This window comes from Vibrio fortis, assembly GCF_000695685.1.
GTDB lineage: Bacteria > Pseudomonadota > Gammaproteobacteria > Enterobacterales > Vibrionaceae > Vibrio > Vibrio fortis_A.
On sequence record NZ_JFFR01000027.1, the window covers coordinates 318,157 to 334,263 of the forward strand.

At 43.2% G+C, this 16,107-nt stretch carries 11 protein-coding genes; 6 read left to right on the forward strand and 5 right to left on the reverse strand.

Features of this window, described 5'->3' with window-relative positions; all coding sequences use genetic code 11:
- Window positions 1-2 precede the first annotated feature (2 nt).
- On the forward strand, window positions 3-2,687 hold the full coding sequence (locus VFDL14_RS05555; RefSeq protein WP_032552548.1) for a bifunctional acetate--CoA ligase family protein/GNAT family N-acetyltransferase: 2,685 nt from the start codon (window positions 3-5) through the stop codon (window positions 2,685-2,687).
- Between the two features lie 38 nt (window positions 2,688-2,725).
- On the opposite strand, the gene VFDL14_RS05550 is transcribed toward VFDL14_RS05555, so the two are convergent.
- Window positions 2,726-3,613 (reverse strand): LysR family transcriptional regulator, encoded by an 888-nt coding sequence (locus VFDL14_RS05550; protein ID WP_032552549.1) that lies wholly within the window; start codon window positions 3,611-3,613, stop codon window positions 2,726-2,728.
- Window positions 3,614-3,850: 237 nt separating this feature from the next.
- Between VFDL14_RS05550 and VFDL14_RS05545 the strand changes: the two genes are divergently transcribed.
- Window positions 3,851-5,992 (forward strand): TonB-dependent hemoglobin/transferrin/lactoferrin family receptor, encoded by a 2,142-nt coding sequence (locus VFDL14_RS05545; protein WP_032552550.1) that lies wholly within the window; start codon window positions 3,851-3,853, stop codon window positions 5,990-5,992.
- 336 nt (window positions 5,993-6,328) lie between these two features.
- Here VFDL14_RS05545 and galE read toward each other — a convergent pair whose 3' ends face one another.
- On the reverse strand, window positions 6,329-7,342 hold the full coding sequence (galE, locus tag VFDL14_RS05540; protein ID WP_032552551.1) for a UDP-glucose 4-epimerase GalE: 1,014 nt from the start codon (window positions 7,340-7,342) through the stop codon (window positions 6,329-6,331).
- Window positions 7,343-7,638: 296 nt separating this feature from the next.
- On the opposite strand from galE, the gene VFDL14_RS05535 reads away from it, so the two are divergent.
- The 3 genes from VFDL14_RS05535 to VFDL14_RS05525 are packed head-to-tail and all read left to right on the forward strand — an operon-like array spanning window position 7,639 to window position 10,132.
- Window positions 7,639-8,382, forward strand: a complete 744-nt coding sequence (locus VFDL14_RS05535) for a 5-oxoprolinase subunit PxpA (protein ID WP_032552552.1) — start codon at window positions 7,639-7,641, stop codon at window positions 8,380-8,382.
- A 45-nt stretch (window positions 8,383-8,427) separates the two neighbouring features.
- Entirely contained in the window at window positions 8,428-9,201 is a 774-nt protein-coding gene (locus VFDL14_RS05530) for a 5-oxoprolinase subunit B family protein (protein WP_032552554.1), read from the forward strand.
- On the forward strand, window positions 9,194-10,132 hold the full coding sequence (locus tag VFDL14_RS05525) for a biotin-dependent carboxyltransferase family protein (RefSeq protein WP_032552555.1): 939 nt from the start codon (window positions 9,194-9,196) through the stop codon (window positions 10,130-10,132). Before VFDL14_RS05530 ends, VFDL14_RS05525 begins: the two co-directional genes overlap by 8 nt.
- Before the next feature lie 115 nt (window positions 10,133-10,247).
- Here VFDL14_RS05525 and VFDL14_RS05520 read toward each other — a convergent pair whose 3' ends face one another.
- From VFDL14_RS05520 to VFDL14_RS05510, 3 genes are all read right to left on the reverse strand, one after another.
- Window positions 10,248-11,708, reverse strand: coding sequence for an FAD-dependent oxidoreductase (locus VFDL14_RS05520; protein WP_032552556.1), 1,461 nt, complete (start codon window positions 11,706-11,708; stop codon window positions 10,248-10,250).
- A gap of 622 nt (window positions 11,709-12,330) precedes the next feature.
- A complete protein-coding gene (locus tag VFDL14_RS05515; protein WP_032552557.1) occupies window positions 12,331-14,766 on the reverse strand; it encodes an ABC transporter permease in 2,436 nt (811 codons plus the stop codon).
- A 1-nt stretch (window position 14,767) separates the two neighbouring features.
- Entirely contained in the window at window positions 14,768-15,442 is a 675-nt protein-coding gene (locus VFDL14_RS05510) for an ABC transporter ATP-binding protein (protein WP_032552558.1), read from the reverse strand.
- Here VFDL14_RS05510 and VFDL14_RS05505 point away from each other — a divergent pair.
- Window positions 15,441-16,046: an arylesterase gene (locus VFDL14_RS05505; RefSeq protein ID WP_032552559.1), complete on the forward strand. Its 606-nt coding sequence runs from the start codon at window positions 15,441-15,443 to the stop codon at window positions 16,044-16,046. The genes VFDL14_RS05510 and VFDL14_RS05505 overlap by 2 nt on opposite strands.
- Window positions 16,047-16,107 lie beyond the last annotated feature (61 nt).

Consider the following 16,107-nt stretch of genomic DNA (forward strand, 5'->3'; position numbering starts at 1 on the left):
TTATGAACCCACTCGACTCGTTACTGAAACCTCGTTCAATTGCTGTCATTGGAGCATCAAAACGAGAGTCTAGAGCCGGCTACATCGTAATGAACAACCTACTCCATGGAGACTTTAAAGGCGCAGTAATGCCAGTCACTCCAAAATACGATTCGGTCGCTGGTGTTCTTTCCTATAGAAATGTATCACAACTCCCGATCACACCAGATTTAGCCATTCTCTGTACACACGCGTCGCGCAATATTCAGCTTTTCAAAGACATCGCAGACAAAGGAATTCGTTCGGTGATTGTTCTTTCGTCTGATATGCACCAAATCACACCCGACGGCGTAACGATTGAGTCCGAATGTTTAAACATTGCCAAAGAGAATAACATTCGAGTGTTAGGGCCTAACAGCTTGGGGATTATACTCCCTTGGATAAACCTCAATGCTTCGTTCTCCCCAGTATCGGCTCTCCCTGGAAAGATTGCTTTCGTTTCACAATCCGCAGCTGTTTGCACCACAATTTTAGATTGGGCAAACGACAAAGAAATCGGCTTTTCCGCCTTTATTTCTATCGGCAACGGCAGCGAAATCGACTTTTCCGAGCTACTCGATTACCTCAGTACCGATTCTCATACAGAAGCTATCCTTCTCTATATAGATACCATTAAAGATGCGCGCCGCTTTATTTCAGCCGCGCGAGCAGCTTCACGTAACCGTAGAATATTGGTGTTAAAAGGCGGTAGAACTGAACGTGGCCGCGCAGCAGCAATGGCTCATACGGGTGGTACCGATACTCTCGACATTATTTACGATTCAGCGATTCGACGTAGCGGTATGTTGCGCGTAAAGAATATGCACGAGTTGTTCGCCGCAGTAGAAACTTTGACGCACTCAGTACCACTCAGAGGTGAACGCCTTGCCATCGTTACTAACGGCGGAGGTCCTGCAATAATGGCAGTTGATACCCTGTTCGAACGAGGCGGTAAACTTGCCGAACTGTCAGAAAGTACGTATCAAAAACTTAATCAGCGATTGCCTGATAGTTGGTCTCACAGCAATCCGATTGACATAGTAGGTGATGCTGGCGAACAACGTTACATCGACACTATCAACACACTCCTCGATGGTGATGAAGCTGATGCTATTCTGATTATGCATAGCCCTTCTGCGATTGCGCATTCAGCGCGGACTGCTGAAAAGGTCATTGAAGCTATCAAGCGACACCCAAGACATAAGCACTTCAATATATTGACAAATTGGTCTGGTGAACTCACAGCCAAGCCTGCAAGAAAGCTCTTTACCGACGCCGGAATCCCAACCTATCGCACTCCCGAGAGCTCAATTGTCGCTTTCATGCACTTGGTCGAATACCGGCGTAACCAAAGACAGTTAATGGAAACCCCAACAACTGCAGAAAAAGTTCACATTGATGATCTCGCTGATGCGAAAAATTGGATAAACACGCAACTACTGGATAAAAAAACAGTGGTTCTTGATACCCACCAAAATAGCCAATATTTTAAACACTTCAACTTGGATGTGCTGCCGACGTGGATAGCATCTGACCCGAGTGAAGCGGTACATATTGCAGAAACAATTGGCTATCCAGTCGCTGTTAAACTTCGCTCACCAGACATCCCGCACAAGTCGGACGTTCAAGGTGTAATGCTGAACCTTAGGAATAGCAACGAAGTAGCTAACGCCGCGCAAGCTATTCTCGATCGTACGCAGCTCTCCTACCCAACCGCAAACGTCCACGGATTACTGATTCAAGGTATGGCAAAGCTTGCGGGTGGACAAGAGCTGAGGATTAAAGTCACGACTGATGAAACGTTCGGGCCAATCATTCTATTAGGGCAAGGTGGTTCTGAGTGGGATGAATCGTTAGATGCGGCAGCAGCATTTCCACCACTCAACATGACGCTTGCTCGCTATTTAATTATCCGTGCTATCAAGAGCGAAAAGATTCGTTTACAGAAACTCCCTAACCCTATCGATATTGAAGGCTTGTCAGAACTCTTAGTTCGAATATCACAAATGGTTGTCGATTGCCCAGAAATAAAAGAACTGGATATACATCCAGTACTGGCTAATGGGGATAAATTTACCATTCTAGATGCAGATATCACGCTAGAGCGTTATGAGGGTGACGCGCAGGAAAGGTTAGCGATTCGCCCTTACCCTGTAGAACTTGAAGAAACTATTACGTTAAAAGATGGTTCGACGGCTCTTCTCAGACCAATCCTACCGGAAGATGAGCCAATACACGCTGACTTTATAAGTAGAGTATCAAAGGAAGACCTCTATAAACGTTTCTTCAGTGATGTGGGAGAGTTTAATCACGAAGCTCTGGCAAACCTCACTCAAATAGATTTTGATAGAGAGATTGCTTTTGTCGTTCTTAAAGAAGAACAAGGTCAACCATCAATCATCGGTGTTTCTCGAGCGTTAATCAATCCAGAAAACACTGACGCCGAGTTTGCGATACTGATACGCTCAGACTTAAAAGGTGTCGGCTTAGGCAAAGTGTTGATGAAGAAGATTATCGATTATTGCCAGTCGAAACAGACAAAGCAGATCTCTGGAATGACGATGCCAACTAACCGCGGCATGCTGATGCTTGCGCAGAAGGTGGGATTCAAACTAGACATCAGCTTTGAAGATGGGACCGCTGATATGGTGTTACCCCTTCAGCCATAGTAGATATTGAGAGTCGCATAACGTGACTCTCAACGTCATCACTTAAGAGGCCAAGTCTTTTTCAAATGTTGAATGCACCAAGACTTGGCATCCCCCATCTTGTTACGGCGCCATGCGATGACAATATCAATACTTTGCTTCTCCGTGCCGGCAATTTGTTTAATCGCACCACTCTCAATCAAAGGTTGAGCAACAACTGTCGGTAATGTTCCTATCCCTAAGCCCGAGGTAACCGCTTCTACCTTTGCAGCAAAATTGGTTACTGTCATTCGTGGTTGGCGCTCAAGGATATTTACGCTTATGGCAGGTTTGTCACGAGCGGTATCAGCTATCGCTATTACCCTGTAACTTTCTCTAGCCTTCTGATCGAACTCACCAGCACGCTTGTGTACGTAGTGATCTGTAGATGCTACCCACATCATCTCGAGTTTACCAATGACTTCACTTTTCATGTCATTAGGTACTGCTTCCATCTTAGGGCAAATCAACAAATCAGCTCGATCATCTATTAAAGACTCCCAACACCCTGCCAGAATCTCCTCTTGCAGTTTCACGCGGGTCTTGCTGATCTTACCCAGTTCATCAATGAGTGGGAAAAAGTTCGATACCGGTAGAATACCGTCAAATGCAATAGTCAGGTCGAGCTCCCAACCATTCGCTAAGATGCTAGCTTCATTAACCAACCTTTCTGTCGCACCTAAGATGATTCTACCTTGCTCTAATATCAGCTGACCCGCTTCCGTAAAGTTAGCTCGGTGGCCAGAACGGTCAAAGATCATGATATCTAAATCTTGCTCAAGCTTTTGAATTTGATAGCTTAAAGACGAAGGTGCCCTATCAAGCTCGTTAGCGGCAGCAGCAAAACTACCACGACGGCTGATTGCATCTAAAATGTGTAATGCCTCTAAAGTGATTGGACTCTGCAAATTACACCTCTTCACATTGAGTGATTTACATCACAAAATTTAAAATTAAACTGAACTATTGATAAATTCAATAACACATCTAATTACATGTTTTAAAAGGAATTTTATATCTTCACATTTACTGTGTAAATATTTTAATTGATATAAATAACAATGATAACAATAGTAATTCTCATTTAGATCCAATAGGATGGCATACGCCCAAGCAACCTATTATGGATTTAAGGTTTCAAATAAATGTATAAAAAGTCACTATTGTCAGCTTCCATTATTTTAGCTGTATCCCCCGCTCTTCATGCTGAAGAATACTCACTTTTTGATGAAGTCGTTGTTTCTTCTACTCGTACAAATCAAACTCTTATTAACACCGCAGCATCCGTTACAGTAATTTCTGATGAGCAGCTCGAAGAGACCATGGCAAAAAATGTCAATGATGTATTTGAATATACACCTGGCGTAACTATGAACTCTTCAGCACGACAAGGCGCTCAAACAATAAATATTCGCGGTATAGAAGGTAAACGAGTTAAAATCCTTGTTGATGGTTCTTCTCAACCTGGTTCTTTTGATGGTGGTCCTTACGCTTTTATCAATTCTAGTGGTATCTCAATCGATCCTGATATGCTGAAAAGTGTTGAAATCATAAAAGGTGCTGCATCTAGTCTACATGGTAGTGACGCAATTGGTGGCGTTGTGGCGTTTGAAACTAAAGACCCATCTGATTTCTTAAAATCAGGAGAAGATTTTGGCGGACAAGTTAAACTATCTTACTCTTCGGAAGACAAATCATTCAGTGAGCACGTTGCGCTAGCTAATCGATTTGGTGACTTAGAAACACTTGTCGCATATACCCGTCGCGATGGTCAAGAAGTACAAAACTTCCGCGACAATAATAATTTAGAAAACTATGCCGTTGAAAGCCAAGATACTACTGCAGACAATCTATTAGTTAAACTCCAATATCAGCTTAACGATAGCCATCGCATCGAGTTTTTAGCAGAGCTTATCAAAGATACTGCGGATTCAGATATTTATCACCCAAGCTATAATAGCTACACTGGTGCAGATGATACAGAGCAAAATCGCTTTGCTATCAAGCACATTTGGTACGCTGACAGCGCGATCGCCGACTCTATTACAAGTAAAGTGTCTTATCTTACTAAAGAAGAGAATGGTGTAACGAAACGCTTTAAACCAGCAGGGCCTGGTGTTCCACCATGGGTTCCGCCAAACAACGATAACATGCAGACAAAAGATTACGTATATAAAGAAGACAAACTCGAAATCGAGACGCAACTTGATAAAGAGACTGGTAATCATTACTTAGTGTATGGCGCTACGTTCACTAACAGTGACATTAGTAATACCAACATGGAACATAACTCAGACCCAGATACTGATGACGTATTGTACGTATACACTCCTAATGCCAAAGAACAAAAATTTGGTCTTTTTGTTCAAGATGAAATTAGCATCGGTAACAACTTAACCGTAACCCCTGGTGTTCGTTTCGACTACTTCTCAACAGATCCAGGCGATAACACAGAGGATGATCTTAAAAAGTTCTCTGATTCAGCAATCACAGGTCGCCTAGGTTCAACCTATAAAGTAAGCGATTCTGGCACGATATTTGGCCAAGTTAGCCAAGGTTTCAGAGCACCATCTTTCGATGAACTATTTTATACTTATGATAACCCTGGACACGGCTATGTAAATGACCCTAATCCTGATCTTAAATCAGAGACAAGTATTTCTTACGAACTTGGTTATCGTCATAACACAAAAGCATCTGCGACTGAATTAGCTGTCTTCTACAGTGACTACGATGATTTTATTGAAACTGTTGTAGTGAAGAAAGAAAATGGTTTAACTCACTACTCTAATGTCAACTTAGACTCTGCAACGATCAAAGGTATTGAACTATCCAATACGTTATTATGGGATGAATTAGTTGGAGCGCCTGAGGGTATCTCGACTCACCTAGCAGCTGCTTATACAGAAGGTGAAAATGGAAATGGTGATCCACTTAACAGTGTTAGTCCATGGAACGCTGTTGTAGGCTTAAATTATGATGCACCAAGTACTAAGTGGGGTACTAGCCTAAAGGTTAACTACACGGCTAAGAAATCTAGCTCCGACATCAACTTTGATGACGACAGTGGTGGTAATGCAGGCCAAGCATTGTTGCCTAGCGCTACGGTCGTTGATCTAACGGCTTACATCAAACCGCTCAAAGACCTAACCATTCGTGGTGGCGTATTCAACCTTACAAATGAAGAATACTACCGTTGGAACGATGTACGTGGTGATGACAACCTATACAAAGAGAATACACAAGCTGAGAGAAACTACGGCATCTCTGCAAAATACGAATTCTAATGAGCTTTACCAAGCTTAAAGTACAAAAAAGCCAGCATATCTGCTGGCTTTTCTATATTTCACTTAAAATTGTAATAAAAAGGGAAAGTGAAATTACTTTTCTGCCATTTCTTTCTTAACCATAACAGCTGCAGCGATGATGAAAGTAACGATTAGGCCTAATTCCATGATTAACTCCAAACAAAATTAACATTAAAGATATATTTTGCGCGTATAGTAACACAATGAATGCGTAAAGATACTTTTTAACCACAAATTTACTTTTATTCCGATTCAGATCAAAAAAGGCGCCCTAAGGCACCTTTTTGGCAAATAAATCGACCTGATTTTATTAAATTAACCAGGAAAACCGTTAGGATTATTAGACTGCCAACGCCACGTATCTGCTGTCATTTCGGATAGCGTGCGTGTCGCTTTCCATTCCAGTTCTTGTTCAGCTTTAGCAGGGTCAGCCCAGCACTCAGCAATGTCACCAGGGCGACGTTCAACAAGTTTATAAGGAACTTCCTTGCCACTTGCCTCTTCAAACGCTTTTACCATTTCCAGAACACTAGAACCGTTACCCGTTCCTAAGTTATAGATATGAAGACCATCCTTTTTGCCCACTTTTTCTAATGCAGCGATGTGGCCATCAGAAAGATCCATCACGTGGATGTAATCACGCACCCCAGTGCCGTCTTTTGTTGGGTAATCACTACCAAAAACAGATAGGAATTCACGACGGCCCACAGCAACCTGAGAAACAAATGGCATTAGGTTATTTGGAATCCCTTGAGGGTCTTCACCTAATTCACCGCTTGGGTGTGAACCCACAGGGTTAAAGTAACGCAATAAAGTAATGCTCCAATCAGGGTTGGCCTTTTGGAAATCTGTTAAACACTCTTCAACCATTAATTTACTGCGGCCATAAGGGTTAGTTGCACTTGTTGGGAAATCTTCGGTAATAGGCACACTAGCAGGGTCGCCGTATACTGTCGCTGAAGAACTAAATACTAGTGTTTTTACATTTGCTTCGCGCATCGCATCTACGAGCACCAGCGTTCCGTTCACATTGTTATCGTAGTACTCAAGCGGTTTTTCTACAGATTCACCAACCGCTTTAAGGCCCGCAAAGTGAATAACGGCTTCAATGTTATTCTGCTTAAGAGTGTCAATTAACAAATCTTTGTCGCGAATGTCGCCTTCAACAAAAACTGGTTTAACACCAGCAACTTTTTCGATACGTTCAAGAACGCTTGGCTTACTATTATATAAATTATCAAAGATGAATGGCGTCATCCCTGCTTTGATCATCTGAATACTTGTATGGCTGCCTATGTAGCCCATACCGCCGGTTACTAAAACGTTCATGCTAAGCCCCATTTATTAGTTGAGTACTATTAGTCTTGGCTTACAACAAGTTATTTATAAGATGTAGAATACACAAACCACTTAAACCTTGAGTTAAGTTTAGAACATTACGCGTTAAATGCTTGTTTATCCATACTTATAAGTCGTATCTATTGAGTACTAAGCTGGTATTAATATAAATCCCCTTACTTGAGGGGTACACGCACTACTTTAATAGAAATTTGAATATGATCACTGTTTAAATCAGCGATTTAGTGGAACGTCTAAGGGCACAAAAAATTAAGGATAGTCTGTCTGTGACAACAAAAGTATTACTGAACTGCGATATGGGCGAAAGCTTTGGCAGTTGGACAATGGGTGACGATGAAGCCGTCATGGAATGGGTAGATATGGCCAATGTAGCGTGTGGCTTTCACGCTTCAGATCCACACGTCATGTCGAAAACCATTAAACTTGCGAATCATTACAATACTAAGGTGGGCGCGCATCCCGGTTATCAAGATCTGGTAGGTTTTGGCCGTCGCTCTATTCCTCACTCGATGAAAGAGATCACTGAATTAGTCTGTTATCAAGTTGGTGCGTTAAAAGCCCTTTGCCAACATCATGGAAGCCAACTGCATTACGTAAAACCCCACGGCGCCCTGTACAACGACATGATGGCAAATACGCAAATCTTCAATGCGGTTTCAGAGGCCGTTTCAGGTTTTGGAATCCCACTTATGATTCTCTCTACCGCCAACAATCATAAGTTCCTAGATATTGCAGATAATTACGACCTTCCACTTTTACTTGAAGCCTTTGCGGATCGTGCCTATCTCAATAATGGGCAGCTAGCCCCGCGCTCTTTGTCTGGTTCAGTGTACACACACCAAGATGATATTTATAACCAAGTCATGCAGATAGTAAACTATGGTTCTGTGACCACTATCGAAGGCGAACGGCTTGAAATTGAAGCTGACACAATTTGCGTCCATGGTGATAACCCTCAATCCATCGCTTTGATTAAACGAATCAGCCAAGACATCAATGCAATTAGATAGCACCAATAAATCTCTTTTCCCCTTCTTCAGTGAATACGGAAGCTTATGAAGAAACCAACATTTAATGTAGCGATCGAACCCATTGCTGAGTGCAGCGTAATGATCACACTTGATCTTGATGGCGAAACGCGATCACTAACAAAATCACAACAAAATCTCATTGACCCAATAGCGATAGACGCTCCCATCTTCATCGCATCTATCGCTCAGCGTATAAGGCAAACATTCGCGCCCTACTTAATGAACGTCACCCCTGCCTACAACACAATTCTTGTGGACTATCTCCCATACAGGCTTCAAGAGTCGGAGTTTATTGGTCGACTAGAACAGCTGATTTCAGACATTGATATATCTAGTCTTTCTAGCGACCAATCAAAAACAATATTGACCATACCCACCTACTACAGCAAAGAAACCGCGCTCGATCTCTCTCGTTTTGAGCAACAAGGGATATCACTAGAGAAACTTGTTGAACTTCATACCAATACCATCTATCAAGTAAGTGCCGTCGGCTTTATGCCAGGATTTGCTTTTCTTTCCGACGTCGCACCAGAACTTTGTATGCCAAGACACGAAACACCGCGTCTCTCAGTTCCGAAAGGCAGTGTTGGAATCGCCGATAGAAAGACGGCGATATACCCAGATCAATCCCCAGGTGGTTGGAATATTATTGGTCGCTCTCCTTTACAGCTGTTCAATAGCAAAGTTTCCGTAGAACATTTGAATGAAGCAACCTTTTTTAACGTAGGCGACCAAGTGAAGTTTGAAGCGATTAGTAGACAGGATTTTCTTGATGTTGGAGGATGCTTGAATGACTAAAGGTTCCATAACAATATTAAAACCCGGGCCACTCTCGCTAATTCAAGACTTTGGACGTTATGGTCTTTCACATCTCGGGCTTACACAGGGTGGACCCGTTGATGATTACGCGTACAGTTGGGCAAACCATCTACTCCAGAACCCTATTAATTGCCCTGCACTCGAAATTACCTTAGGACAATGTGCAGTTGAAGTGAATCAAGACTGTGTATTGGCTATCACGGGTGGAGATCTACAGGCTAAGCTCGACGGCGTTCCAATAGCGAATTGGTCGACCTTTATAGCTGGTAAAGGACAAGTGCTTTCGTTTGGATTACCGACAAATGGGCTTAGAGCCTACTTAGCTGTAAAAGGTGGTTTTAAAGCACCTGTAAGCCTAACCAGTGCTTCGACCGTAGTTCGCGAGAAAGTTGGAGGACCAACTCAAGACGGGCAAGCTTGCCAAGCAAATCAACAGATTCATTTTGAAAAACACCCTGTTCCAGCGGACTTTAAACCTCTGAGCGTGACGTTCCGTTATACACCAGATTACAACCTCCCCCTCAAACTACGAGTTATTGAGGGGTACCAATCAAACCTGTTCTCAGACGATGCTAAGTCAACGTTCTACAACACATCTTTCACGGTCAGCCAAAACTCCAATCGCATGGGTTACCGATTAAGTGGTGATCCGGTTGAGTCACCGGCAATAACTATGCTGTCTGAAGGCATTGCTTTAGGTGCGATTCAAATACCAAAAGATGGACAGCCTATTATTCTTCTCAACGATAGGCAGACAATTGGCGGTTATCCAAAACTAGGTTGCGTTGCACGTATCGATTTACCAAGACTGGCTCAAGCCAAGCCGGGACAACACGTTACATTTGTTGAAGGTGATCGCTCAGGGCTACAAGATGTTTGGTGCCAATGGGCTAGGTTCTTTGGATATTAAGTCACCACACTATATAAAGCCCAGTGTTAGTTCAATTCACTATAAAACAAAGGGGGACGCTCAAGTGAGCGTCCCCCTTTATATTTCTATGACTTATCGACAAACGTCAGCGAGCCTAAATCAATCGATTCTCACCAGTAACAATCGCTAGGGCTGCAGGATAGCCTCGCTCTTGAGTAAGAGTAACTGCTTTTGCCTCAACGTCATCAATATTAAGTGACATTGTCACTGGATGTGTGCCTTCAATGGTTGTTTGCTGCGCTTCGCCGTCAAACCAACGGCTATTGATCTTCTGAGCCGCTTCCAGAGTTGAGGATGCTTTTACAACCTCTAGTCTTGCGTATTTCTCACCGCAGAAAGAGACATCAGAAGCGCGTAAACTTGGGTCGGTACCAGGGATCTGTTGAGCACCAAACAGAGGCTTTCCACCAACCGTCGCCGATTTGAACCTAGGGATAAATTGAGCCATGTGTGATATCGCAGCTTGTGTTCGTTGCTCTAACTGTTCTTCAGTCCATCCCGATACAATCTTCCTCAATAACTTCTGGGGAAGTTGAGGCTGAGAAGATTCTGCAGAGGAAGAAACCAATCCACCTTCAAATAGCGTAATCCCTTCTGTCATGCCGTGTAACTGAAATACACCATCAGCATAAGGCGTTAACTGTGCCATACCTTGAGGCGTGCCTCGCGGCCCGTGGAATATCACTTCAGGCCACTCCTCATGGTGTTCACGACAGTCAGCCCAATCCGTTACATATGCAGCCTTAAATTCGACAAGACGTTCTTGTTTGGAGCCAACATAATCGTCGACAACACCGGTTTCAAATCCACTCGCATTAATCAGATACTGAGCAGTAAACTTTTGCTTATTCCCCTGTTGATCTGAATAGCACAGCTCCCACTCATCCTTTATCTGAGTTACCGATATTAATCGGCTGTTGGTGAGAATATTACAATTGCTCTGCTTTTCTAAAGACAACTGAGCCATTGCTGATAAGCGGAACACACTCAATCCATACTCCTGAACCATAGCTACTGGGTACTTCAGCGTGTCTAAATCAGTATGCTTTGCGAATGGAATACACCACTCATCCAATGTACTTGGGTTTTTCGGTTGTTTTTTAGTTGATAAAACGACTAACTCTTCTTTGTTATACAGCTTGTAGTACTCGTCAGGGTTGCCGAGTACTTGATTGCTGGCATCCTCTTCAACTAAAGCTTGATACGCAGACTTAATGACTTTCAAGCGTGGTAACAACTCTTCAGGCTGACCACCATCACTATGAGGTACCGCAATAACAGTTGGGCGAATATTGAGCGTGTGAGGAAATAGACGAACAGTATCGATAGATTGAGCGAGAAGTTGAAGACATTGCTCTTGAGAAATATCACGATACAAATTTCCACCAGCGTGCAGATGACAAATCGGAGGCCCATTCACCAAGCTTGGCCCTTTCTCCAACAAGGTAACCTCATATCCAAGCTCGCTGAAATGAATTGCACTGGTTGCACCTGCAATACCACCGCCTACTATCGCTATAGACGGTTGTTTTTTATCCATTTTGTTCTGGTTCATTGGACTCTAAAGCCTAAAATTAACTACTTTGTATTCTACGTAGGATTGACGGTGAATTAAATCACATTTTTATCAAGGTCTTAGTTTGTCATCATCAGAAGTCAAACTAAAAAAACAAAATTTATTGCTTGACTCAATATGTGTGAATGAAAAAAAGAGCAAGATAAAACACGCCAAAACTGGCCTAAGTACGGCAGCACAAAGGCTCGAAGATAACTCATGTGACATCTTAATTAACTTATCCCTAAAGTTATCCACTGATTTTGTGGATAACTGTTGATAAGATGCAATTCTGTTGCGCAAACCCTTTGTTTACAGGGACTAAAGAGAAATAACTGCAAAGATGAATTTATTATTACAGCCTATGAACAGGTATAAACAACCCTCTATTCGGGTAATTTATCCCCTCTTTACTTTGCCCTGTGGGTAACCTTACTAATGACCGTTCCAAAAACAACAAAAGTGCGCACAACCGAAAACGTTTGAACGCACTTTTTTTGTTTTGGCTTACCCATAACGTTAGCTTCAATACCAACGATCACTTCGAAACCAATTATTTATAGGTATCGAATGCCATAGTCCCTTTGAACAGAACGAGAATTCGAACCAAAGCACTGTAGAGCTAGTTAAAGTCCTTCTTCATAGGCGCAAGAAGTCGCTTAATCAGACTATTGACTACCGCAGCTAATGTAACAAAGGTAATCACTGGTAACGCAATCCATAGAACAGGATGCAACGTCACGGGTAATTCAAAGCCAAAGGTCATTAAACTTGCCACGCTTAACTCAGCACCCAGTGCCGCAATACTGCCAGCGACAAGTGCCATGATGCCGTATTCACACCAAATCGTGTTAAGAATGCGACTTTTGCTAGCACCTAACGTTCGGTACAAGCGGATCTCTTGTTGACGCTGAGATAAGCTCAAACGCAGTAACGTGAAGATCAGAAGCAATCCTGCTACAACGCCAAGGCCCGCTAATACAGTGATCGACCATACGATCTGCTTGAGCAACTCTTGGATCTTACTTCCCATCTTACGAATATCCATCAAGCTAACTGTTGGATGGTTACGAGAGAGTTGACTCAACATTTCATCGTGTTGTTCTTGCAATCTAAAGCTTACTAACCAAGTCGATGGGATCGAACTCAGGACATCCGGTGTAAAGATAAAGTAGAAATTTGGCTTCATTTCACGCCACTCTACTTCGCGGATAGTATTTACCTTGGCATCAAAACGCTGACTGTTAATCGTAAATGAAAGTTCGTCACCAATTTTAAGACCTAGTTGATCAGCCACCTCAGATTCAACAGAAACACCATTCTCCGAAGTCCATTGTCCTGCAACCACTTCGTTGTACTCAGGGAGAGATTCACCCCAAGTAAAGTTGATTTCACGGCTTAGCGCATCAGTATCTTCCGCGTTGTCACTGTACTCACCCGCTTCAACGCCATTAATTGTCGTTAGACGACCACGGATTATCGGAAAAGCTTGTGTGCGCTCGACGTCGTTTGCATCAATCGCTTCGAGATAAGCCTCTTTCTCATAATCTGCGATATTAAGCGCAAACGCATTTGGAGCGTTCTCAGGAAGCGTCTGTTGCCAATCAGAAAGCAAATCACTGCGCACTAGCCAGATGATAGAGAGCAGCATCAAAGATAACGAGAGAGCGCCAAACTGAATACCCGTTGCAACAGGCGTGCGATTGATGCGGCTGATCGCTAACCGCATTGCCGTCGAAACTCGGAGTTTACCAATCAATCTCAATACGAGAATACTCACCAGCGCAAGTACCGCAAACAGAGCAACGATACCGCCAAGGACAATCCACACCAGCAGGTTATTACCATACATCAGCAGCATTGGTACAACTGGTACTAACAACAATAGATAACGCTTATTGCTATTCTGACCCTGGTGACTAGATTGAATAACACTAATAGCAGATGTATTGACCAGCCCTAGTAGAGGAATACCCAAAGCCGGAACACCAATGAGTACACTGGTTAGTACAGACAGCAATATTGGTTGGTAGCCATAGCTTGGTAGTGGGTTTGGAAGTAAATCTCCCAAAGGTATACGCAGCAAAAACTCGAGTCCGATACCAATCGCAATACCAAAGACAACACCAATAACCATCAACATCAGAACTTGAATCGATAGCCAATGGATAACCCACTGTTTACTTGCCCCTAAGCTCTTAAGCATAGCAATCGTCTTTTGTCGGCTTGCTACGTAGTGCTGACAAGTGAGAACCAATGTGGTCGCCGCCATGATAACAACAATCGCAACAGTCAAAGATAGGTATTGAGTCGTCTTGTCAAACATCTCATTGGTACGACTCGCGCTGTCTTGATTACGCCAACGGTCACTTGGTGTGAGTTCGACAGAGTCTTGAATCGCTTGAAGATCACTATCCTCACCATTTAAGAACAAACGGAAACTGACACGACTGCCTGGTTGAATCGCACCCGTTGCGTCGATATCGCTACTGTGGATTAGCACAGCAGGCATTTGTTGGAATGGGTTAAAGCTCAACCCCGGCTCTTGAGTAATACGCCCTGTAATCGTCAGGTCGGCATCACCAATCGTGACATTGTCACCAATAGTAACTTCTAGCTGAGAGAAAATTCGTTCATCAAGCCACAATTCGCCCGGCTTAACGTTGGTTTGCTGTGCATCTGCGCTCTCCAGAAGCATCTCACCACGCAATGGGTAGTTACTCTCAACGGCTTTTACCGTAACCAGCTGCATCCCGTTATCACTGAAAGCCATCGTAGAGAAGCGAGTGAGTTCACTCTTGTCGAGATTTTTGTCCGCGACCAACTCAAGAAGTCGGTCAGGAAGTGGATTTGCAGAAATAAATACACTGTCAGCGGTCAGTGCATCTTTCCCTTGTTTAACAATAACCTGTTCCATTCGCTCGGCTAATGCAGACAGAGCGAATACGCACGCGATGATTAAAGTCAGAGCAATAGAAACAGGCCACAATTGGCCATGACGTATCTCTTCAATGCTCCAACTGAAGAGTCGTTTGTTCAATCCTTTTGAATGACTCACCCTACACCTCCGTGATTTGACCAAGGTGCATTTTTAGAGTGCGCTGGCAGCGTTGTGCAAGTTTAGGGTCGTGAGTCACCAGAACTAAGGTTGTGCCGTGAGAAGCGTTAAGCTCAAACAGTAGTTCCACAATCTTTGCTGCAGTTTGTTGATCTAGGTTACCTGTCGGTTCATCAGCAAACAAAATTTTAGGTTTAATCATAAATGCACGTGCAAGTGCCACGCGTTGTTGCTCACCGCCGGACAGCTGTGATGGTAGATGGTCAACACGATCTTTAAGCCCAACAGACGCTAAAAGCTCAGTCGCACGTTCAATATCTTCTTCTTCGCCTTTTAGTAAGCATGGCAAAGTGACGTTCTGCAGAGCAGACAAGCTCGGAATCAGTAGAAAGCTTTGGAAGACGAATCCAACTGATTCACTGCGAATTTGAGCGCGTTGCTCATCATCGAGTTGAGAAAGAGGTTTGTTGAGAAGGTGGATTTCACCAGAACTTGGAACATCGAGCCCCGCAAGCAGTGTCATTAAAGTCGATTTACCCGCGCCAGACGTACCAACAATAGCGACGGTTTCTCCTTCAACAATATCGATGTCAACCTTCTCTAAGATTGTCAATTGTTCTTGATTAGTAGACACTGTCTTCGAAACAGATTCAGCTTTTATTATGGATGTATGCATGACTCGACTAATTTCCTTTTTGATTTTTATACTTTTTTCCACAACAACACTTGCGCAAAACCAGACAATCTTAGTACTTGGTGACAGTTTAAGTGCTGGCTACAACATGGATATCAAACAGAGCTGGCCTACTTTACTCCCTGACGCTCTATCTGAATACGATAAAGAAGTCACTGTTATTAATGGCAGTATTTCTGGTGATACCACAGGTAATGGCTTGTCTCGTTTACCGCAATTATTGACTGAACACACTCCAGACACAGTACTCATCGAACTAGGTGCCAACGACGGTCTTCGTGGCTTTCCACCTAAGGTGATCGAACAAAACCTTGTAAAGATCATCGAACAGATCCGAGCGTCCGGTGCAGAGCCAGTCATGATGCAGATACGTATCCCACCTAATTATGGCAAGCGTTACAACGAACAGTTTGAGTACGTATTTACCTCGTTATCTGATCAGCAAAAAGTGCCTCTACTACCCTTCTTCCTCGAGCATATCATTCTGAAGCCTGAATGGATGATGAACGACGGACTGCACCCTAAGCCTGAAGCGCAACCTTGGATTGCGGACTTTGTTGCCGAGAAATTATACCAGCATCTTTAGCTTTTAATGGTCTAGCTCAATCTTTTTTACATAGCTTTACGTTAACGTGAGTTCATAACAG